Consider the following 20,146-nt stretch of genomic DNA (forward strand, 5'->3'; position numbering starts at 1 on the left):
GAACGCACCGGACATCCGTCCAGACCGATCCGCTGGCTTCGATCGAAGACCGGTTGTCGCACTCCACGATCCCTCGTCTGCGTTAGGCGTACACGCCTGCACCAGAATGAGGACAAATTTTGTCTGAAACCACCACCATCGACGAGCCCACCGTCCGCGAAACAGTCGCGACGATTGACAACGGCTCGTTCGGCACCCGGACCATCCGTTTCGAGACCGGGCGACTTGCCCGGCAGGCCGCCGGCTCCGCCGTCGCCTACCTCGATGACGACACGATGCTTCTGTCGGCCACCACCGCACAGAAGCAGCCCCGCGACTTCCTCGACTTCTTCCCGCTGACGGTCGACGTCGAAGAGAAGATGTACGCCGCGGGCCGCATCCCCGGATCGTTCTTCCGGCGCGAAGGACGCCCCAGCGAAGATGCGATCCTGACCTGCCGCTTGATCGACCGCCCGCTGCGTCCGACCTTCGTCAAGGGCCTGCGTAACGAGGTCCAGGTCGTCATCACCGTGCTCGCGCTCAACCCCGACCACGTGTACGACGTACTCGCGATCAACGCCGCGTCGATGTCGACGCAGCTCGCCGGCCTGCCGTTCTCCGGCCCGATCGGCGGCGTCCGCGTCGCCCTCGTCGACGGCCAGTGGATCTCGTTCCCGACCGTCGCCGAGTCCGCGCGTTCGGTGTTCGACATGGTCGTCGCAGGGCGGGTCGTCGATGTCGACGGCAAGCCTGACGTTGCGATCATGATGGTTGAGGCCGAGTCGACCGAGGCCACCATCGAGCTCATCGCCGGTGGCCAGCAGGCCCCGACCGAAGAGGTCGTCGCCGCGGGTCTCGAAGCAGCGAAACCAGCAATCGCCGAACTGTGCCGCGCGCAGAGCGAGCTCGCGAAGGTCGCCGGCAAGGAGACCGCCGAGTTCCCGATCTTCCTCGACTTCCAGGACGACGTCTACGACGCCGTAGAGGCGAAGGTGACCAAGGACCTCACCGAGGCACTCACCATCGTGTCGAAGGGCGAGCGCGAAGACCGTCTCGACGAAATCAAGAACGACGCCAAGTCGGCGCTGGCCGAGCAGTTCCCGGACCGTAGCGGCGAGATCTCTGCATCGGTTCGCGCGATCACCAAGAAGCTCGTCCGCGACCGCGTGCTGCGCGAGGGCATCCGGATGGATGGCCGCGCACTGACGGATATTCGTCAGCTCTCGGCCGAGGTCGCCGTCGTACCCCGCGTACACGGTTCGGCGCTGTTCGAGCGTGGCGAGACCCAGATCATGGGCATCACCACCCTCGACATGCTCGCGCTCGAGCAGAAGCTCGACAACCTGGGCGCCTCGCGCACTAAGCGCTACATGCACAACTACAACTTCCCGCCTTTCTCGACCGGTGAGACCGGCCGCGTCGGCTCGCCGAAGCGTCGCGAGATCGGTCACGGCGCGCTCGCCGAGCGCGCACTGTTGCCGGTGCTGCCCAGCCGCGAGGAGTTCCCGTACGCGATCCGTCAGGTCTCCGAGGCCCTCGGTTCCAACGGTTCGACCTCGATGGGCTCGGTCTGCGCATCGACGATGGCACTGCTCAACGCGGGTGTCCCGCTTAAGGCGCCGGTTGCGGGTATTGCCATGGGCCTGATCTCCGGTGAGGTCGATGGCAAGCAGCAGTACGCCGCGCTCACCGACATTCTCGGCGCCGAAGACGCCTTCGGTGACATGGACTTCAAGGTCGCCGGTACCAAGGAGTTTGTGACCGCGATCCAGCTCGACACCAAGCTCGACGGCATCCCGTCCGAGGTGCTCGCGTCGGCGCTCTCCCAGGCCCGTGAGGCACGCCTGCACATCCTCGAGGTCATGAACGAGGCGATCGACGCTCCCGACGAGATGTCGAAATACGCACCGCGCGTCACCTCGGTCAAGATCCCGGTCGACAAGATCGGCGCGGTCATCGGACCTAAGGGCCAGATGATCAACGCGATCCAGGACGAGACCGGCGCCAAGATCACCATCGAAGACGACGGCACGATCTACGTCGGCGCCGACAACGGCGAGTCTGCTCAGGAAGCGATCGACCGCATCAACGCGATCGCCAACCCGCAGCTGCCGAAGATCGGCGAGCGCTTCCTCGGCACCGTCGTCAAGACCGCGCCGTTCGGTGCGTTCGTGTCGCTCCTGCCCGGCAAGGATGGCCTCGTGCACATCTCGAAGCTTGGCAGCGGCAAACGCATTGGCAAGGTCGAGGACGTCGTCAATGTCGGCGACAAGATCCAGGTCGAGATTGTCGACATCGACCAGCGCGGCAAGATCAGCCTCGTGCCGGTCGTGGCGCAGGACGATGCCGAGCCGGCCGCGGCGCCGGCCGAATAGTCCGGTCCGCTGACTAAGCTCCGCCGCGCGTCGACGCGCACACTGTTCAACCCGCCGGACGGCGGTACGGTACGCCGTACCGTCCTCCCCGGCGGGTTGCGTGTTGTTACCGAGTCGATCCCCGGCGCACATTCGGCCACTGTCGGTATCTGGGTAGGCGTCGGTTCGCGCGACGAGACCCGCGCCCAGGCCGGCTCCGCGCACTACCTCGAACATCTGCTGTTCAAGGGAACTAAGCGGCGGTCGGCCTTGCAGATCGCCTCGGAGATCGACGCGATCGGTGGCGACATGAACGCGTTCACCGCGCGTGAGAGCACGTGCTTCTACGTCAACGTCCTCGGAAGCGACCTGCCGCTCGCAGTCGACATCATCAGCGACGTCGTACTCGGGGCAACCATGCGGTCCGCCGATGTCGACAACGAGCGTCTCGTCGTACTCGAAGAGATCGCCATGCGCGATGACGACCCGATGGATCTGGTGCACGAGCTGTTTCACGAGACGCTCTTCGGCACTCACCCGCTCGCGCGCTCGATCCTCGGTGACGTCGAACGAATCGAGTCGATTACCCGCGCGCAGATCGCGTCGTTCTACAAGAAGCACTACCGGCCGGAGAACATGGTGGTGTCGGTTGCCGGGAAGGTGGAGCACGGCGCCGTCGTGGCGTCGGTACGCCGCGCCTTTACCTCGGCTATCGACAGCGAGGCCGAGCCGGCGCCCGTGCGACACACGGACGGAGGCGGGTTCGGCGATCCCGAGCGGCGGATTCGCGTCACTCATCGCCGCACCGAACAGGCGCACGTCGTACTCGGAACTCGGGCGCTGGATCGGTTTGACGAACGCCGTTTCGCGCTCGCCATTCTGGAGGCGGCGCTCGGTGGCGGCATGAGCTCGCGACTGTTCCAAGAGATCCGGGAGAACCGCGGACTGGCCTACACGGTCTATGCCTACAGCACGCTCTTCGCCGGTGAGGGACTCTTCGGGGTGTACGCCGGCTGCGCACCCAAGAAGGTCCGCCAGGTCGTCAAGATCATCCGCGAGCAGCTCGCCGACGTGGCCGCCAACGGCCTGTCGGAGGAGGAAATCGCCCGCGCGATCGGTCAGGTACGCGGATCGTTGGTGCTTGGGCTGGAGGACACTGGCTCACGGATGGTCCGGCTTGGCCAGAGCGAAGTGTCGTATGGCGACCATGTCGACGTACCGTGGTTAATCGACAAGCTCTCGTCGGTGACCGCAGCGCAGGTGTCGTCACTGGCGGCCGATCTGCTGACCCGCCCCCAGTGTCTCGCTGTGGTCGGGCCGTTCAAGGAAACTGATTTCGACCGCGTGATGTCTGACTGACCGCACGCATGACCTGGAGGACCGCACATGCCTACCTCGACTCAGGACGCCGATCAACTACGGGTTGGTGTCGTAGGCGCGCACGGCAACGTCGGCCGTGAGATATGCGCCGCCGTCCGGGCCGCCGATGGGATGCGACTTGTCGCGGAGGTCGACCAGGGCGTGCCGATGCAGGATCTGGTCGACAATGGTGCCCAGATCATCGTCGACTTCACACACCCCGACGTCGTCATGGACAACCTGGCGTTTTGTATCGACCGGGGGATTCACTGCGTCGTAGGTACGACGGGGTTCACCGATGAGCGACTCGCTACCTTGACCGAGCGACTTGGCAGCAAGCCCGACGTCGGCGTCCTTGTCGCACCCAACTTCGCGATCGGCGCGGTGCTGATGATGCGCTTCGCCGAGATGGCGGCGAAGTTCTACGAGTCGACCGAGATCATCGAGCTGCATCACCCGGGCAAGGCCGATGCGCCGAGCGGTACTGCTACGCGCACCGCGCGCATGATCGGCGCCGCTCGTCAGGATGCTGGCCTCGACGCGATGCCGGACGCCACGTCGACCCAGCTCGACGGTGCGCGCGGTGCCGAGGTGGACGGAGTCCGGGTGCATGCGGTGCGCCTTCGTGGCTTAGTCGCCCATCAGGAGGTCATTTTCGGCACCGAGGGGGAGACGCTGACGGTGCGGCACGACTCGATGAGCCGCACCTCGTTTGTCCCCGGCGTATTGCTCGGCGTACGCAACATCGCCGCGCACCCAGGCCTCACGGTCGGCATCGAGCCGCTGATGGGCCTCGACTGACCATCGCGCGATCCGTCACGAAAGTCCCGCGATCCGTCACGAAAGTCCCGCGATCCGTCACGAAAGTCCCGCGATCCGTCATCGACGGGGGGATTTGCGAACCGGACCAGGGGAGAACTTGTCGACGAGTTGTTGCCCGGAGAGCGTCGCGATCGCCTTCATCATGTCTTCGGTCAGCACCCGGCTACGCACGGCCATGGAGCCCTCGGCGTATGAGGACGGATAGATCAGTGGGCCGAACCGTACGACGACTTTTGCCGGACGCGGAAGCCGGTTGCCGACTGGATGGAGCCGATCGGTACCGATGATCCCGCACGGCAGGACCGGCGATCCGGTCGACAGCGCCAGCCGGGCGGCGCCGGTCTTCCCTCGGTAGAGACGACCGTCGGGGGAGCGAGTGCCTTCGGGGTGGATGGCGAACGCGCGATGATCACGCAGCGCCTGCTGGGCAGCCTCGAGGGACAGTACGGCGGCTCGACCTCCGGCCCGATCTACCGGAATCGTGCCGATACGCTCCATGAAGGACGCGACGACTTTGCCTTTGATTCCGGGCATCTCGAAGTACTCCGCCTTGCCTAAGAACGTCACTGGACGACCAACGGCCAGGGGGAGTACGACGCCGTCCATCGCCGAGAGATGGTTGGCGGCGACGATCACCGCACCGTTGAGCGGCACGAACTCACCGCCCTCCACGTCGAGCCGCGAGATGAGCCGGATGGCCGGCCCGACCAGGACGTGGCGCAGCACCCGGTCGGTGCGCAGGTGCTTGTCAGCCATCTGCGGTGGGGTGTTCGGGACTGACAATGGGAAGCTGCGGTCGTTCGTCGGCGGCGGGCTTGGCCTCGGCGATGTCGGTGGCGAAGCGATACTGGTCGGTCGGCTGCCCGCCGGCGTCGAGCGTCCGGGTCCAACCGTCGCGTTCCCACCCTGCCGAGCGTAGGAACCCCGCGGTGACTGTGTCGCGTGCGATGACCCAGCAAATCAGGTGCGCCGCACCTCCTTGTCGAGCCACGGTCACCGCTGCCGACAACAGCCGGGACCCGTGGCCGCGGCGGCCCCAACGCGGTTCGACCAGGAGGGTGACAATTTCGGCGGTGGGTGCGGTGATGTCTTCCTCGTCCTCGGCGGGCGGTGCCAACGCGATGAACCCGACCGTCGATTCGCCGGTGCTGGATCGTTCGTACGCCGTGAACACCCGATGGCCGTTCGTGGGTGGATCGGTGATGGCATCGCGCCAGGCGGCCACCGCATTTTCCTCGGTCATGATTTCTAGCGCGGCCGGCGGCAGGATTGCGTCGTACGCCTGATGCCACGTCGCGACGTGGATCCGGCCGAGTTCGTTCGCGTCATCCTCGCGCGACTCGCGCACATGAGTATCGGCCATCTCCACAGCCTATCTATCGATCCGTCTGGATGGCGCACACGCCCGCACGGTCGGACATGTCGGTTCCATCCGTCACAATGGTCGTCATGGCCTATAGACAGTCTCTTGGCGTGAGCGCGCCGCTCGTTAGCCCGCGTCGGCGAGACTCGATCTCGGTGCGGCAGGCCCGAAGGGTCGCGCTTGCCGCCCAGGGCTTCGCCGACCGCGCGCCAACCTCCGCGGTGACGCGCCGGCATCTCAAGCGGCTGCTCGACCGGGTCAAGGTCCTGCAGATCGACTCGGTCAATGTGCTGTCTCGCGCGCACTACCTGCCCGCGTTTTCACGGCTCGGCCGCTACGACCGCGCGGTGCTCGACGCGATGGCATCACCAAAGCGGGACGTTTTCGAATATTGGGCACACATGGCCTCGTACTCGCCGGTCGAGCATCACCCGCTGTTGCGCTGGCGGATGCGTCGTGCGGAGGAAAATGCCTGGGGCCGTCTAAATGCAGTGCAGTCGCGCAACCCCAGGATTCTTGACGAGGCGCTGGAGTACGTCGCGGAGCATGGTGCGATCACCGCCAGTGTGCTCGCGCCCGACCGTCCTAACAAAGTCCCTGGTGAGATGTGGAGCTGGCACGACGGCAAAGTAGCTCTTGAATACCTCTTCCACAGCGGTGAGATCACCGCGGTACGGCGAAACTCGCAGTTCGAGCGGGTCTACGACCTGACCGCGCGGGTGATCCCACAGCAGATTCTCGACGTCCCTACACCAGATGCGGACGATGCCCGGCGCGCACTGGTCGAGTTAGCGGCGCAGGCTCACGGGATCGCGACGGCGACACATCTGCGAGACTATTTCCGACTGCCCGCGGCCGGGATTTCCGAATATATAGCGGATTTGGTCGAGGATGGCGTGCTCGCGCCGGTCACAGTTAAGGGCGTTGACGGAGTCTGGTACTTGCATCGCGATGCCCGCATGCCGCGTGCGGTGCCGGCCCGCGCCCTGCTGTCGCCGTTTGACTCACTCATCTGGGAGCGTGCGCGAACCGAGTCGCTGTGGGACGCGCGCTACCGGATCGAAATCTACGTGCCGAAGCACAAGCGAGTGCACGGTTACTACGTGCTGCCGTTCCTGATCAACGAGCAGATTGCCGCCCGCGTCGATCTCAAGGCCGACCGGCAGGCGGGTGCTCTGGTCGTGCAGAGCGCACACCTGGAGCAAGACTGCGAGCTACCGACCAGCTTCGTCGCGGCAGAGCTGTGGGACGAGCTCACGCTGATGGCGCAGTGGATGGGGCTAGGCGGCGTACAGGTAAGGCCCGTCGGCGACCTCGCGCAGCACCTTCCGGCCTGACTACTGAAAAGTCGCCCGCTCCTGTGTCTTGCGGGCCGTTCCTGATCGGCGCCGTCGTTGACACCACTGTATGCAGACCTGTACAAAGGTGTTCGATGAATTGGATTCAATTTCGGATCCATCTCGCTTGGAGGACATATGTCGACCGATCCGGCAACACTTGAGGCTCAGGTTGCGGCATCTGCCGATACATACACGCCCAAGCAACGCCGTCGAGTACTAGCCGCGGCGTCCCTCGGGTGGGGTCTTGAGTATTTCGACTTCATGTTGCCGACGCTGTTGTCGGTGGCGATCATGGCGCACTACAACGTCGACGCGGGCACCTTCAGCGCGGCCTTGATGGTGCAGTTGGTTGGCTCGGCCGTTGGAGGCCTGATCTTCGGCTGGCTCGGCGACAAGTTCGGTCGGCGTGCCACTCTCATCTGGTCAATTCTTATCTACTCGGTAGCGACCGGCCTCATCGTCTTCACGCCGCCGTTTGCGGTCTTCGTCCTTCTTCGCTTCTTCGCGGGGTTGGGCACTGGGGGTGAGTGGGCAGTCGGGTTCGCCTGGATCAACGAGGTATGGAAGCCCAAGCGTCGAGGTTTCTCGGGGTCTTTGATCCAGGCGTCGCTGTGGCCTGCGTACGCCTTGGCGATCTTGGTCTCGCAGGTCGTCGTCGAGTGGCAGTGGGCTTTCCTGATCGGACTCGCACCCGTGCTTGCGTGCGTGTGGATCCGACTTACCTGCCCCGAGTCCAAGCAGTGGGAAGAGCTGCAGCGGCTCAAGGCCGACGGAAAACTCTCCGATGAGATTCAGGCCAAAGCTCGCCGCTCGGCGTGGGTCCAGATCTTCATGAAGGAGAACCGGAAGACACTCCTGCTCGGAGTCCTTGTCGCGTTCGGTGCCCAATGGGTCCCGTACACGGCTACCACTTGGATGCCGACACTCCTCCGAGAAGATCTGGGCATGACCAAGGGCGAATCAAGCAACGTGCTTTACATCGCGGCGGCCATCTCGTTCGTCAGCTTTATTGCCGCGGGCTGGCTGTCGGATCGATATGGTCGACGCAGAGTCTGCGTGTGGTTTGCTGGGTTACAGGCACTGACGTTTGGCGTGATGTTTGTGATCGCGGCTCTCGGGGCGTCGCTTCAGCCTTACGTCATTCTGTATTGGCTCGCGTCGGTCTTCTTGGGCTATTTTGGAATCTTCGGCGCATGGTTCGGCGAGCTATTTCCCACTCGGATCAGGGCGCTGGGCTCGGCGGCCGCCTACAACGTCGGCCGGGGCCTGTCGAGTCTTGGCACCATCATCGGCGGCGCGATCGCGGTGAGCCAGGGATACTCATACGCCGTCAGCATGGCCGTCGTGGGCTGTCTGGTCGTGGCCCTGGTCGGATCGTTGTTAGGTGACCGCACCGGTCGAGAAATTCACGCGGAGGAATAGGGGTACTACCAACTATGGCTGATTCATACGACGTTGTCTGGCCGCTCGGTCGCCGAGGTATCGAAAATGTAGAAGCGCATGATCGACCCAACAGCCTTGACGGGAAAACAGTCGCGTTTCTTTGGGACTACCTGTTCAGGGGGCCCGAGATGTTCGATGCTATCGAGGCAGAAATTACGTCCCGATACTCGGATGTCACGTTCGTATCGCATGAGGAGTTTGGCAACTTCCACGCGTCCATGGCCGCGGAGAAACGGATTCTCGAGCAACTTCCCGAGATGCTGCATACGCGCAAGGTGGACCTTGTGATTGCCGCGGTAGGCGCTTGAGGTAGCTGTATGCCTGCCGTGATGCGGGCCTGCGCAACGGTCGAACGAGCCGGAATATCAGCCCTGGCAATTGGCGGGGCTGGATTCGAAGGGATGGGCCGCGCCATCGGGCGTTCCATGGGCATCTCGCACGTGCCGATCGTCTCCTATCCAGGCGTCATTCTCACTGACGACACCGAGGTCTTCCTCCGCAAGATGTCCGAAACTGTCGCACCTCAAGTGGTTGACGGACTGCTCAAGAGCACTGCGACCATAAGCGACGACGTGCCAGATGACGACGCCGAGCCCACGGACCGTGAGGTGGTGTTCTCTGGTTCGCTCGCTGAAGTCCAAGAGTTCTTCCACGAGAAGAGCTGGACTGATGGGCTCCCGATCATTCCGCCAACGATTGAGGCCGCCAACGAATTTCTCCGCCACACGGATCGGCCGCCGGATGAAGTCATGGGCCATCTGCTGCCGGACCTTCGCGAGGCGACGATATGGAATGTCGCAGTCAACGGGGTCATGGCAGGCTGCCGGCCCGAGTACATGCCAGTGCTCGTCGGAATTGTTGAATGTCTCCTTGACCCGGTGTTTCGGATCCAGGATGCCGGCTCGACTCCCGGGTGGGAGCCGCTGGTGATTCTGTCCGGTCCGGTCGTCAATGCACTCGGGTTCAACTCAGGAACCGGTGTGATGCGCATCGGGCGACAAGCGAACTCCAGTGTCGGGAGGTTCGTTCGCCTGTATATGCGCAATGTGCCTGGTCTGCGGATCGCGCCGGACCACACGGATCAGGGAGCGATTGCGACGTCGTTCAACGCAGTGCTCGCCGAGAACGATCGTGCCGTTGAAGATCTCGGCTGGTCGTCGTTTCGAGCAGACAAGGGTTTTGACCGTGCCGAGAGTGTCGTGTCAGTGCGAAGCTGCGTCACGATCAGTGCACCGATCTACACCGGCGGCGACACGGCCGAAGACCACCTGAGGACGCTAGCGCTCATCTTCGGCAACGCCATGGGGCCCTGGTCCTACACCGGGTTCGAGTTCGGTGAATGGCATCCGGTGCTCGTACTCGGCCCGAGCATCGCGCGCGCACTTGAGGAGCACGGGGTCGGAAAAGACGACCTGCGCCGTTACCTCGCCCAGAACATGACCATCTCGGTCGATGACTTGAACCGCTACGCGTGGCAGGTTGGCTCGACCAGTTTCTCCGTGGACAAGATGGTCGAAAGCGGCGAGCTAGCGGCCAGCTATGGGCCGGTCGGTGATGCCAGTCGACACGTTCCGATGTGCCCGACTCCCGACTGTATCGACATCGTTGTGGCCGGCAACGAAAGTAGAAACCAATCCAGGGGCTACGTACAGAACCATGTCCAGGGCGTGCCAGTGTCTAGGTCAATAGCGTTTCGTGGCACCGCGAGTGAGAATCAGCCGCATCGGCGAACGGAGTGAGTGAATGAAGATCTACAACCCGACGTACGGGGTTCGGGACGCTACCGGGCATCTTGCCGTGCATGCGAGTTCGGCGCTCACCGACACCATCTGCCTCTACTCAAACTCCAAACCCAACGCGTCCAACTTGCTCAACGGAATCGCCGCCGGGGCCGTTGCGGCCCTCGGTGTGCCCGAAGTCGGCTTCGTATCAAAACCCAACGCAGCGGTGGCTGGTGAAACCGAGACTTACGACTGGCTTGCCGAGCGCTATCGGTTCGCCTTACTCGCCTCGGGTGATTGAGGCTCTTGCTCATCGTGGAGTTTCCACGATTCAGTCGAGCTCGAGAACCGAGGCGTGACGGCATTTGTGGTAGTCACCAAGCCATTCCTGCCGCTTGTGAAGGCACAGGCCAAGAGCCGAGGCGTTGAGCCAAAACTCATCGTCGTCGGGCATCCAATTGGCGGACTAAATGAGACAGAGCTTCAAGAGCGGATCACGGAGGGTATCGAAGGATTCCTAAGTGAGTTCGCAAGAGTACGAGAGGAGGGAAATCGTGGCTGATCAGCAATTGCTGGACGTGCCCGAGATGGACGGTGCGGACTGGTTTGAGTACGCGCTAGGCGAAGGATGGAGCGACGGCCTCCCTGTCGTACCGCCGACCGTCGAACTGGTGGATCGGATGATCGAGGCGACCTCCAACTACGGTGCTCTTCCCGAACTACCGCCTAGCCGGCTAACCGGGTCGATCGAATCGTTCGCCGCAAACGCGGTTATGGCCGGTTGCCGCCCGGTTGACTTTCCGGTTGTCTTGGCGGGACTGCGGGCCGTCGCGTCGGAGGCGTACAACTTGCACGGCACGCTCGCGACAACACATCCCTGCGCGCAATTCATGATGGTCAATGGCCCTGTCCGCGACGCGGTTGAGCTGAACTGCGGGACTAACTGCCTCGGCCAGGGCACTCGAGCCAATGCGGTAATTGGCCGTGCACTGCAACTCATTCTGCGCAATGTCGGTGGCGCGATTCCCGGAGTCATGGACCGATCGACTCAGGGATCGCCCGCGAAATACGCCTACTGCTTCGGGGAGAATGAAGAAGACTCGCCGTGGCAGCCGTATCACGTGCGTGCCGGCTATGCGTCCGGCGACAGCACCGTGACAGCCATGGCCGCGGAGGGCCCGCACAACATCAACGATCATGGCAGCAATACAGGTATCGGGATCTTGCAGACCGTGGCAGGGGTCATGGGGCAGCCCGGCTCGAACCAGTCGTACGTACGAGGCCCGCACTTTGTGCTGTTCGGCATCGAGCACGCTGCGACGTTAGCCCGGGATCACTGGAATCCGGACACGATTCGTGAGTGGCTATTTGACAATGCCCGCATCCCAGCGGAGCGGATTTCGGAGGAAAACAAGCAACAGTTTGCAGACCATGGCATAGAAACGGTGGCAGGCGAATACACCGTGAGTACCGGTCCGGACATGATCAATGTCGCGGTTGCCGGCGGATTTGGAAAACATTCAGCGTGGGTGCCGTCCTTCGGCGGTACCGCGGTGATCACCGAGAAGATAATTAGCGACTGACCGCTTGGTTGCCTGCGGGCCCAATGGCGGTTTGTCGTGCCTGTTGAGGAGACGCATGAACGACGCCCATTGGGACGTAATAGTTGTAGGTGCAGGGATCGCGGGGATGAGCGCCGCGCAGGTAGTTGCCGAGGCGGGCTTGTCGTGCATCGCTTTCGACAAGCTATTTCCCGGAGGCCAAATCGTAAACCTGCCTCATATCGCAAATCTGCCTGGCATACCAAAAGAGACGAGCGGTGCGGAGGTGTCCGGCGTTCTCCTCGAGTCGATCATGGATCTCGGCGTCGAAATCGCGTACGGAGAAGTCGAGGCGATTGAACCGGGTAAACCGCAATTAGTGCGGACCGCTGGACGCGAGTTGACCGCCGACGCCGTGATCATCGCTACCGGCAAATCGGCCGGCAAACTTGATTTCGACGAGGCCAGCGAGTTCCTCGGGCGCGGGCTGTCGGAATGCGCAAGTTGCGACGGCCCTATGTACTCGGGCAAGCGCGCGGTCGTCGTGGGTTCGGACGAGTGGGCAGCGCAAGAGACGATCGAACTGGCCCAGTTCGCGGACGTGGTCACCTTGATTTCACCGGCAACGCCGCGGTGGTCGACGTTCCGAGCCAAGCAACTGTCCGACGCGTCAGGCATTGAAGTCCGCGAAGGGGTGTCTGTGGTGGCTCTGCGTGGTGATTCGGTGCTTGAGAGGCTCGAGTTGAGTGATGGGTCGGTCATTGACGCCGCCGGGGTGTTTCCGTATGTGGGCAAGTCACCGAACTCTGGGGTGCTCCCGCGGGTCGCTACCGATGAGGGGGTGATCGGCGTCGACTCCTCAATGGCGACGACATCGCCAGGCGTGTTTGCCGCGGGAGACGTCCGCGAGGGAGCGGCCGAGTACGTTGCAGCGGCGATTGGTGACGGACTGACGGCGGGCCGGCGAGCGGCGGAATTCCTGCGGTCCTCGCAATGAGCTCGTCGGGTGTTCTTCGAGTCTTCACCGATGACATCGACGCCGAACGGGTATTCCACGAGCTCACCGCCGAGGGCATAGGGGACGGACTGCCCGTCATTCCGCCGACCCAACGGCGAATCGATGCGATGCTCGAAACTGTTGATCAGCCGGAGTCGAATCTCGGGCTGGTCCCACCGCTATATGCGGAGTTGACCGCGTGGAAAACGGCGTACTTCTCAGTGATGTCTGGAATTTCGCCCGCGGAGTTTCCGATCGTGCTGACCGCGGTGCACGCCTGTCTCGAAGAGCAGCTCAATCTTCTCGGCGTACAGACGACCACCGGCACAGCGGCCGTCGGGGTGGCAGTTCACGGGCCGGTCTGCCGGCAGCTTGGACTGAATAGTGGCAGCGGTTGTATGGACGGTACTGCCCATCCCAATGTGCGGATCGGTCGTGCAGTCTCGTTGGTGCTGAGGGGGGTTGGCGGCGCTACGCCGGGGGAGCTAGATATGGCCACTATGGGCCAACCCGGCAAGGTCGGCATGTGCTTTGCCCATGAGGTGACGTCCGCGCTCAGCTCGTTTCACGGATCCGAGAGCGCGGTTACGGTATTCGCGTTCAGCGGCACCGCTGAAGTCTTGCCGCTTGGCGACTGCAACGTTGCCGAGGACATTCTCAGACCGTTGGCCGAGAGTGTTGTCGCCGCCCGCCTAGCGATGGGAGCCCCGCTCAAAAGGCTTCCTAATGACGAGATACTTGTCGTTCCTCCGGAAATTGTTGCGCTGCTCGAGAAGTGGGGGGTGAACCTGAATCAGATTTACGAGAGGCTCAGGAGCCTGACCTCAGAGCTCCTAGAACGGCGATCGAGGGAGCTCGGATTGGAGGTCAACGGAACGGTGGACATGCTTACTAAAGCAAGCGACCTACGCGTCCTCGTGGCCGGCGGTACGGGTATCAAGATGACGTACTTGCCGACTTGGAAAGGTGGCAGTAGGTCGGTAACCAGACCTCTGACCGCCACCGGGGTAGGTGCGTTGTGACGGCGGCTGTACAGGTCGTGCCGCGTCGGCGCTGGATCCAGGGCGCGCTGATCACCGCGACAATCGCGGTCGCAGGTTTGGCCTGGGCGAAATGGGTTCCGTATTGGGGCAAGGCGACTGGTGCGGCCGGTTCTCATGCATGGGCCGGGACCAATATCCTCAACGCTGGCGGCGTCGAGTCCGGAGACGCCCCGTCGTGGGCAGCCGGTTGGTCGTTCACGACGGCGTACGCCGAGTCAATCTGGAAGGCGCTGCTGGTCGCGTTGCTCTTGGGCTGCGCCATCCAGGTGTTGGTGAAGCCGAGCTTCTTCGTATCGTTGCTGTCTCGCCAGCGGACTCTCTCCAGCGCAGTCGCAGGTGCGGTCTCAGCGATGCCGAGCATGATGTGCACGTGTTGCACGGCTCCGGTTGTCAGGTCGTTGCGTAAGAGTGGAGCGAGTCTTGCGGGCGCGGTTTCCTACTGGCTGGGCAACCCGGTGCTCAACCCTGCGGTGTTGGTATTTCTCGCCGTTGTCGCGCCGTGGCAGTGGGTTGCCACCAGAGCGGTCGTGGGCGTGGTGCTGGTCGTGGGTGCAGGGGCCGTTGTCGGTCGGCTGTTTCGCGGCACGGACACCATGCGCGCGGTGGACGTGGATGCGGTCACCGAGAGCGAGGCAGGCCCGTCCGTACGGCGGTTTGTGATGACCTTCGCCAAGATGGTCGCCATCCTGATCCCGGAGTACTTCATCGTGGTGTTCTTACTGGGCGCCGTGCGTGGCTGGATCCCTGAACCTACGGCGATCGCGTCGAGTACGAGTGGTTTTCTCCCTGTGGTGCTGGCCGCGGTACTCGGCACGCTGCTGGTGCTTCCGACAGCCGGCGAGCTACCGATTCTCATCGCGTTGGCATTGGCCGGGGTCAGTCCAGCAGTGATCGGCGCCTTGCTGATCACGCTGCCTGCGGTGAGTCTGCCAGGATCGGTGATGACGTGGCGATCGTTCGGGTCGCGAGCGAGCCTGTCGATCATGGCGTGCAGCGTGTGCGCCGGGCTATTGGGCGCCGGCGCGCTGGCAGTGATGACGTGACGGGCCCGGCCAAGAGCTTCGTGTTCGCGACCGCCGGTCACGTCGATCACGGGAAGTCCGCACTCATTCGGTCGCTGACCGGTATCGAGCCGGACAGGTGGGATGAAGAGCAGCGCCGCGGAATGACTCTCGACCTCGGGTTTGCATGGAGCGTCTTATCGAACGACGTACAGGTTGCGTTCGTCGACGTACCGGGACACGAACGGTTCGTGTCGACGATGCTCGCAGGTGCGGGGAGCGTGCCGGCTGTGTTGTTCGTGGTATCCGCCGACGAGGGCTGGTCTGCGCAGTCGAGTGAGCACCTGCAGGGGCTCGATGCCCTCGGCGTACGTGATGGGATCCTCGTCATCACGAAATCGGATTTGATGGATCCAGAACTCGCGGAGGCAGAGGCACGGGAACACCTCGGCGAGTCCGGTCTAGCGGATATCCCATCAGTCGCGGTGAGCGCGGCCACCGGCGCCGGCCTTGATGACCTTCGGACCGGGCTCGCTCGTCTGGTTGAACGGCTACGACCGCCAGACTCGAACGGCGACGTGCGGATGTGGCTTGATCGCGCGTTTACGATCCGCGGCGCGGGCACCGTGGTCACCGGGACGCTGACCGACGGAACCTTACGCACCGGGCAAGACCTCGAGCTCTACGACGTACACGATGCCTCCACAACACGCGTCCGCATTCGCGCGCTGGAATCGGCTGGCAGTAGGGAAGAATCGTACGTCGGGATACGCCGAGTGGCCGTGAATCTGCGCAATGTGCCTGCGACACAAGCGAAACGCGGTTCCCTGCTTCTGACTCCTGATCGCTTCGACTGCTCGAACGTCGTCGATGCCCGACTGCACGTGAGCGACTTGTCGGCGGGTCTGTCTGTTCCGCAGGAATGCACCGCGCATATTGGCACGGCCGCAGTTCACTGTCGCGTGCGTCGCCTCGACGCGGAATTCGTGCGGGTAACTCTCGACACGGCACTTCCGCTGCGGATCGGCGATCGGCTCGTGCTGCGTGACCCGGGACGGCGAGTGATCTTCGGTTCGGCGACAGTGCTTGACACCGCTGTGCCACGGTTCACCCGTCGCGGCGCCGCGACCGCGCGTGCCGCGGCACTGATCGACTACGGCGCGGTAGCAGACGCACGGGTACTTGTTCGCGATCGCGGGATCGTGCGCGCCGATGAGCTGTCCCGCATGGGATGCGCCGACTTGCCAAAAGCGACGCGGGGTTGGTGCATCGACCCCAACTATCTCCAGCAGCGCGTAGAACAGATTGTCGCGCTGATCGACGACGACCTACGGCGTAACCCCGATTCTCGCGGGTTGTCGATCGAGACGGCGCGGCAGCAGCTCGACCTACCGCATCTTGATGTGCTGCATGCGGTATTGGCGAAGGTTCCGGGCGCGCAGGTGATCGACGGCTTCGTCGTCGACGAACGCCACACCTCGATGACCCCGACGCTGCAAGAAGGGCTGCGCAAATTCATGACGACCATCGCGGACAACCCGTTTCATGCGCCCGACGCGGAAGCGCTACGAGAGTTGGGGCTGAGTTCGCGAGAGCTGTCTGCCCTGTGCCGTCACGGGGAGCTCGTCTCATTGGCGTCAGGGATCTATCTGACGCCCGAGACGATTGACCGGTCAGTTTCGCGGTTCGCCGAGTTCGAGGCGCCATTCACCTTGGGCGAGGCTCGGGAGGCACTGGGCACGACGCGTCGGGTCGCGGTCCCGCTGATGGAATACCTTGCGCGCGTCGGTAGGACCAAGCGGGTTGCCGACGGGCGTCATGTCGTTGTCGCCCCGATTAAGACCGCGCATGATGCTGACTGAGCGCGACCGCGAACCAACTCGCGGCATTAGACTTATGAATTCAGCAAGGGCGATTTAACAACGAAATGACGAGTCCAACGGAGCCGATGTGTCGAAGTACGAGACGGTCCCCGCGAATGCTTCGGCCCACGTCGCCACGCAGGTCCACGCGATGATCACGCGCGGCGAGTTTCTACCGGGTCAGCAGATCCGCCAGGAGAACCTTGCAACCAGGCTGGGCGTAAGCCGGGTCCCCGTGCGCGAAGCGCTCAAAGTGCTAGAAAACGAGGGAATCGTCACGCACGAGCCGTACGTGGGATACACCGTGACCAAGCTGAAGTTGAGTTATCTGCGCGAGGCTTACTACATGCGAGAAGCCGTCGAGAACTCCCTACTTCGTAAGTCTCCTCGCCCGAGCGCAGATGTGATTCGGGAACTCAATGAAATCAACGATCGCGTGGCCAACGGATTTGAGTCCGGTGGTGTGGCCGCAGTGATAGAAGCCAATCACGATTTCCATTTCGCGATGTTTCGCGCCTCCGGCCTGGACTTCATGGTTCGCGAGCTGGAGCGGCTGTGGCGCCTCACATCGGCGTATCGCTTCGTGCATCGCTACGACGCGCAGTTTCGAGAAAGGATGGTGGCAGACCACCATGAACAGATTGACGCGTTCGAGAACGGCGACGTCGAGCATCTGATTGAGTTGCTCGTCGGACACCGCAACCTGACCCTGGAACAAACCGAGCTTGGGCTCGCGCCGATGATGCAGTGACGGGCCTATGAACTAGGGTGATTGACCTTGGAGGTGTACAGGTGCCTGGTGGCCCTCTCGGTCTTCAAAACCGAAGTAGCCGAGTATCTCGGCTAGGCGGGTTCGATTCCCGTCCACCTCCGCCATGTAATCCGTCGTACTGGCCGCGCGATGCAGTTGATCGCGGTGCGCGCGGTAAATTCGGCCACAGGGACACGCAATCGTACATTTGTGCTGTTTCGCAGCACGTTGCCAATGTTCCGCGCTGCGCAACGGCACAGATGTGACGATTCGTTACAGGGGAGCGGACGGAGGCCGAAGCGGCACCGTCCGTGTTTAGCGCGTTTGAAGGCAACCAAGTTCGGGCGTGCGGTGCGGCAGTGACGGATCGTGGAATTAGGAACCCGGCTGGTACACCATCAGATTAGGAACCCGGCTGGTACACCATCAGTACGACGATTACGACGAAGATGAGCGCGACGACGCCACCGCAGGCTGCGACCCGCCCGCCGATGGACTTCGCGCTGTCGCCGCCACCGATCAGCGTCGTTGCTTTCTTCAGTCCGGGCACGATGATGCCCAAGGCGAGTGCGGCGGCGACCAGCCACAGCAGTGCCGACAGCCAGATCCAGGTCTCGCCGAATGACGCGACGGTCTTGCCGGAGTACGGCGACTTCGCCGACATCAGGCCGAAGCCGAACACGATCACCAGGATCGAGGCATACGAGTAGATCTGCGTCATGCGGGCGGCCGACGCGGTCGCGCCGGCGTCGCCTTGGCGGATTCCACGGCCGGCGGTCGTCACGGCGTGCACGAGCGGCCCGATGGCGAAGATGGCGAATAGGAGATGAAGGACGAACATCACTTTGAACACAACCGGAGGCTAACAGGTTTCCATCTCCAGAGACGTACTACACGCGGTAGACAGTGTGCCGCGATTCGTCGGCTGCCACGCCTTGGTCGGGTAGCGGTAGGTTAGCGAAGACGTAGCCGCAGCACATGAGGAGTTCGTGCGTGACCCAGATAACCTCGCCAACAGTCGAAGTCATCGCCGCTTCGCAGTTCTTCGCGCCGAAGGACATCGCATGGGAGACAGACGCCGAGGGCGGGGAGGCGCTTGCGGAGTTCGCCGGTCGAGCGTGCTACGAGTCCTGGGATAAGCCGAATCCGTCCACGGCAACCAACGCGGGGTACCTGCGTCACATCATCGATGTCGGCCACTTGTCTGTGCTGGAGCACGGGGTAGTGACGATGTATTTGACGGGCCTCTCGCGGTCGGTGACGCACGAGCTGATCCGGCACCGGCACTTCTCATACAGCCAGCTTTCGCCGCGCTACATGCCTGACGTGCAAGGGGCGTACGTCGAGCCGTCGATAATCGCCGAGGACCCCGAGCTGCACGCCAAGTTCGTAGCGGCGACCGAGTCCGCCGAGCGCGCTTACGAGGAGCTTCTGGAAGGCCTCGAGCAGAAGCTCACGCAGGCCGGCAATCAGCGTGTCCCGCGCAAACGCGCCCGTCAGGCTGCACACGCCGTACTGCCAGGGTCGCTGGAGACCAGGATCGTCGTCACGGGCAACTATCGGGCCTGGCGCCACTTTATTGCGATGCGGGGAACGGACCAGGCCGATGCGGAGCTGCGCGACGTGGCGATCAGATGCCTGCACAAGCTCAAGGAAGTTGCCGCTAACGTCTTCGCCGACTTCGTCATCGCGACGCTGCCGGACGGCACTCAGATCGCGTCGAGCCCCCTCGTCTCCGAGACCTAATTTCGTCATCCGAGAGGCCAGTCGTGAAACGATGAGCGCAACAACGAGAAAGGGCGGCAATCGATGAATCTTGCCGATCAGGAACGAAATGCGCTGTGCGACCTGTTTCTGTCGGTCGGCCCAGATGCGCCCACTCTCTGTGAAGGCTGGCGAACTCGCGATCTCGCCGCACATCTGATCATCCGGGAGCGCCGCCCGGACGCGGCTGCCGGCGCATTACTGCCCTTCTTGGCCGCGCGCAGGAAGCGAGTCCAAGGAGACATCGCCCGACAGCCATGGGAGAGCGTGGTGCACACCATCCGCAGCGGTCCGCCCGTGTGGTCGCCGATGCGGATCGATCTGGTTAACAAGAACACCAACACAGTGGAGTTCTATGTGCACCACGAAGACGTACGCCGGGCGGCGTCGACCTGGGAGCCGCGGGCCGCAGACCGACTTCGGTACGCCGAACTCAAGGCGCGGTTGGGCCCTTTGGGCAAGTTGAACTATCGCAAGTCCCCGGTCTCGGTCACGTTGGACTACCTCGACGGAACGACGCGTGCTGTCCGGACGGTGGCCGGCGCCCCGGTCGTCACCGTCAAGGGCACGCCGGATGAAGTCGTGCTGTTCACGTTTGGTCGCGACGCGCAGTCGAAGGTCAGCCTCGAGGGTGACCCGGACGCAGTGGCGGCGCTACAGGCCGCCTCTCGCGGCTTCTGATCCCGGTCCCGCGTCCGCCAGGGAGCCGGTCGCTAGATGGGCTGCGGACAAGCCAACGGATCGCGAGGAAAAACATCGAACGCCCCGTACACGGATGGTGATCGGCCGAAACTGGAGGCGGTAAC

Annotated in this window: 19 protein-coding genes and 1 tRNA gene; 17 read left to right on the forward strand and 3 right to left on the reverse strand. The window is 63.1% G+C overall.

Annotated elements, in window-relative coordinates:
• Positions 1-119 precede the first annotated feature (119 nt).
• The 3 genes from CLV47_RS04175 (at position 120) to dapB (ending at position 4,493) form a co-directional block, all read left to right on the forward strand.
• Complete coding sequence (locus CLV47_RS04175; protein ID WP_238145219.1) at positions 120-2,354, forward strand: polyribonucleotide nucleotidyltransferase; 2,235 nt, start codon at positions 120-122, stop codon at positions 2,352-2,354.
• A gap of 96 nt (positions 2,355-2,450) precedes the next feature.
• Positions 2,451-3,692 (forward strand): M16 family metallopeptidase, encoded by a 1,242-nt coding sequence (locus CLV47_RS04180; protein ID WP_238145220.1) that lies wholly within the window; start codon positions 2,451-2,453, stop codon positions 3,690-3,692.
• A gap of 27 nt (positions 3,693-3,719) precedes the next feature.
• Positions 3,720-4,493, forward strand: a complete 774-nt coding sequence (gene dapB / locus CLV47_RS04185) for a 4-hydroxy-tetrahydrodipicolinate reductase (protein WP_106347733.1) — start codon at positions 3,720-3,722, stop codon at positions 4,491-4,493.
• A 78-nt stretch (positions 4,494-4,571) separates the two neighbouring features.
• On the opposite strand, the gene CLV47_RS04190 is transcribed toward dapB, so the two are convergent.
• Both CLV47_RS04190 and CLV47_RS04195 read right to left on the reverse strand, forming a co-directional pair.
• Positions 4,572-5,270, reverse strand: coding sequence for a lysophospholipid acyltransferase family protein (locus CLV47_RS04190; protein ID WP_106347734.1), 699 nt, complete (start codon positions 5,268-5,270; stop codon positions 4,572-4,574).
• Entirely contained in the window at positions 5,263-5,877 is a 615-nt protein-coding gene (locus tag CLV47_RS04195) for a GNAT family N-acetyltransferase (RefSeq protein ID WP_106347735.1), read from the reverse strand. Before CLV47_RS04195 ends, CLV47_RS04190 begins: the two co-directional genes overlap by 8 nt.
• 86 nt (positions 5,878-5,963) lie before the next feature.
• On the opposite strand from CLV47_RS04195, the gene CLV47_RS04200 reads away from it, so the two are divergent.
• The 12 genes from CLV47_RS04200 to CLV47_RS04260 all read left to right on the forward strand — a co-directional run bounded on the left by CLV47_RS04200 (position 5,964) and on the right by CLV47_RS04260 (position 17,701).
• The gene (locus tag CLV47_RS04200) at positions 5,964-7,214 is read left to right on the forward strand and encodes a winged helix-turn-helix domain-containing protein (RefSeq protein ID WP_106347919.1); all 1,251 of its coding nucleotides are present in this window, start codon (positions 5,964-5,966) and stop codon (positions 7,212-7,214) included.
• A gap of 138 nt (positions 7,215-7,352) precedes the next feature.
• A complete protein-coding gene (locus CLV47_RS04205; protein ID WP_106347736.1) occupies positions 7,353-8,639 on the forward strand; it encodes an MFS transporter in 1,287 nt (428 codons plus the stop codon).
• A gap of 14 nt (positions 8,640-8,653) precedes the next feature.
• Entirely contained in the window at positions 8,654-8,968 is a 315-nt protein-coding gene (locus CLV47_RS04210; RefSeq protein ID WP_106347737.1) for a UGSC family (seleno)protein, read from the forward strand.
• A 9-nt stretch (positions 8,969-8,977) separates the two neighbouring features.
• Complete coding sequence (locus tag CLV47_RS04215) at positions 8,978-10,399, forward strand: hypothetical protein (RefSeq protein ID WP_146135277.1); 1,422 nt, start codon at positions 8,978-8,980, stop codon at positions 10,397-10,399.
• A gap of 4 nt (positions 10,400-10,403) precedes the next feature.
• On the forward strand, positions 10,404-10,943 hold the full coding sequence (locus tag CLV47_RS22735) for a UGSC family (seleno)protein (protein ID WP_279240669.1): 540 nt from the start codon (positions 10,404-10,406) through the stop codon (positions 10,941-10,943).
• Positions 10,936-11,964 (forward strand): hypothetical protein, encoded by a 1,029-nt coding sequence (locus tag CLV47_RS04230; RefSeq protein WP_106347741.1) that lies wholly within the window; start codon positions 10,936-10,938, stop codon positions 11,962-11,964. The genes CLV47_RS22735 and CLV47_RS04230 overlap by 8 nt, the downstream gene beginning before the upstream one ends.
• Before the next feature lie 55 nt (positions 11,965-12,019).
• Positions 12,020-12,919, forward strand: coding sequence for an NAD(P)/FAD-dependent oxidoreductase (locus CLV47_RS04235; RefSeq protein WP_106347742.1), 900 nt, complete (start codon positions 12,020-12,022; stop codon positions 12,917-12,919).
• Positions 12,916-13,941: a hypothetical protein gene (locus CLV47_RS04240; protein WP_106347743.1), complete on the forward strand. Its 1,026-nt coding sequence runs from the start codon at positions 12,916-12,918 to the stop codon at positions 13,939-13,941. Before CLV47_RS04235 ends, CLV47_RS04240 begins: the two co-directional genes overlap by 4 nt.
• Complete coding sequence (locus CLV47_RS04245) at positions 13,938-15,005, forward strand: permease (RefSeq protein ID WP_106347744.1); 1,068 nt, start codon at positions 13,938-13,940, stop codon at positions 15,003-15,005. Before CLV47_RS04240 ends, CLV47_RS04245 begins: the two co-directional genes overlap by 4 nt.
• On the forward strand, positions 15,002-16,825 hold the full coding sequence (selB, locus tag CLV47_RS04250) for a selenocysteine-specific translation elongation factor (RefSeq protein WP_202862374.1): 1,824 nt from the start codon (positions 15,002-15,004) through the stop codon (positions 16,823-16,825). The genes CLV47_RS04245 and selB overlap by 4 nt, the downstream gene beginning before the upstream one ends.
• Before the next feature lie 88 nt (positions 16,826-16,913).
• Positions 16,914-17,576: a GntR family transcriptional regulator gene (locus CLV47_RS04255; protein ID WP_106347745.1), complete on the forward strand. Its 663-nt coding sequence runs from the start codon at positions 16,914-16,916 to the stop codon at positions 17,574-17,576.
• Positions 17,577-17,605: 29 nt separating this feature from the next.
• A tRNA-Sec gene (locus CLV47_RS04260) sits at positions 17,606-17,701 on the forward strand.
• A gap of 278 nt (positions 17,702-17,979) precedes the next feature.
• Here CLV47_RS04260 and CLV47_RS04265 read toward each other — a convergent pair.
• Positions 17,980-18,429, reverse strand: coding sequence for a hypothetical protein (locus tag CLV47_RS04265; protein WP_106347746.1), 450 nt, complete (start codon positions 18,427-18,429; stop codon positions 17,980-17,982).
• A 140-nt stretch (positions 18,430-18,569) separates the two neighbouring features.
• On the opposite strand from CLV47_RS04265, the gene thyX reads away from it, so the two are divergent.
• The gene (thyX, locus tag CLV47_RS04270; protein WP_106347747.1) at positions 18,570-19,322 is read left to right on the forward strand and encodes an FAD-dependent thymidylate synthase; all 753 of its coding nucleotides are present in this window, start codon (positions 18,570-18,572) and stop codon (positions 19,320-19,322) included.
• 63 nt (positions 19,323-19,385) lie between these two features.
• Positions 19,386-20,021 carry a TIGR03085 family metal-binding protein gene (locus CLV47_RS04275; RefSeq protein WP_106347748.1) on the forward strand — a complete coding sequence of 212 codons (636 nt, stop codon included), beginning with the start codon at positions 19,386-19,388 and terminating at the stop codon, positions 20,019-20,021.
• Positions 20,022-20,146 lie beyond the last annotated feature (125 nt).

Source organism: Antricoccus suffuscus (genome assembly GCF_003003235.1).
GTDB classification, from domain to species: Bacteria; Actinomycetota; Actinomycetes; order Mycobacteriales; family Antricoccaceae; genus Antricoccus; species Antricoccus suffuscus.

Bases quoted from the DNA above. Each gene is read 5' to 3' on its own strand.
- CLV47_RS04195 (WP_106347735.1), bottom strand. From the start codon at position 5,877: ATGGCCGATACTCATGTGCGCGAGTCGCGCGAGGATGACGCGAACGAA.
- CLV47_RS04275 (WP_106347748.1), top strand. From the start codon at position 19,386: ATGAATCTTGCCGATCAGGAACGAAATGCGCTGTGCGACCTGTTTCTG.
- CLV47_RS04190 (WP_106347734.1), bottom strand. From the start codon at position 5,270: ATGGCTGACAAGCACCTGCGCACCGACCGGGTGCTGCGCCACGTCCTG.
- CLV47_RS04210 (WP_106347737.1), top strand. From the start codon at position 8,654: ATGGCTGATTCATACGACGTTGTCTGGCCGCTCGGTCGCCGAGGTATC.
- CLV47_RS04205 (WP_106347736.1), top strand. From the start codon at position 7,353: ATGTCGACCGATCCGGCAACACTTGAGGCTCAGGTTGCGGCATCTGCC.
- CLV47_RS04215 (WP_146135277.1), top strand. From the start codon at position 8,978: ATGCCTGCCGTGATGCGGGCCTGCGCAACGGTCGAACGAGCCGGAATA.
- CLV47_RS04200 (WP_106347919.1), top strand. From the start codon at position 5,964: ATGGCCTATAGACAGTCTCTTGGCGTGAGCGCGCCGCTCGTTAGCCCG.
- CLV47_RS04240 (WP_106347743.1), top strand. From the start codon at position 12,916: ATGAGCTCGTCGGGTGTTCTTCGAGTCTTCACCGATGACATCGACGCC.
- dapB (WP_106347733.1), top strand. From the start codon at position 3,720: ATGCCTACCTCGACTCAGGACGCCGATCAACTACGGGTTGGTGTCGTA.
- CLV47_RS04235 (WP_106347742.1), top strand. From the start codon at position 12,020: ATGAACGACGCCCATTGGGACGTAATAGTTGTAGGTGCAGGGATCGCG.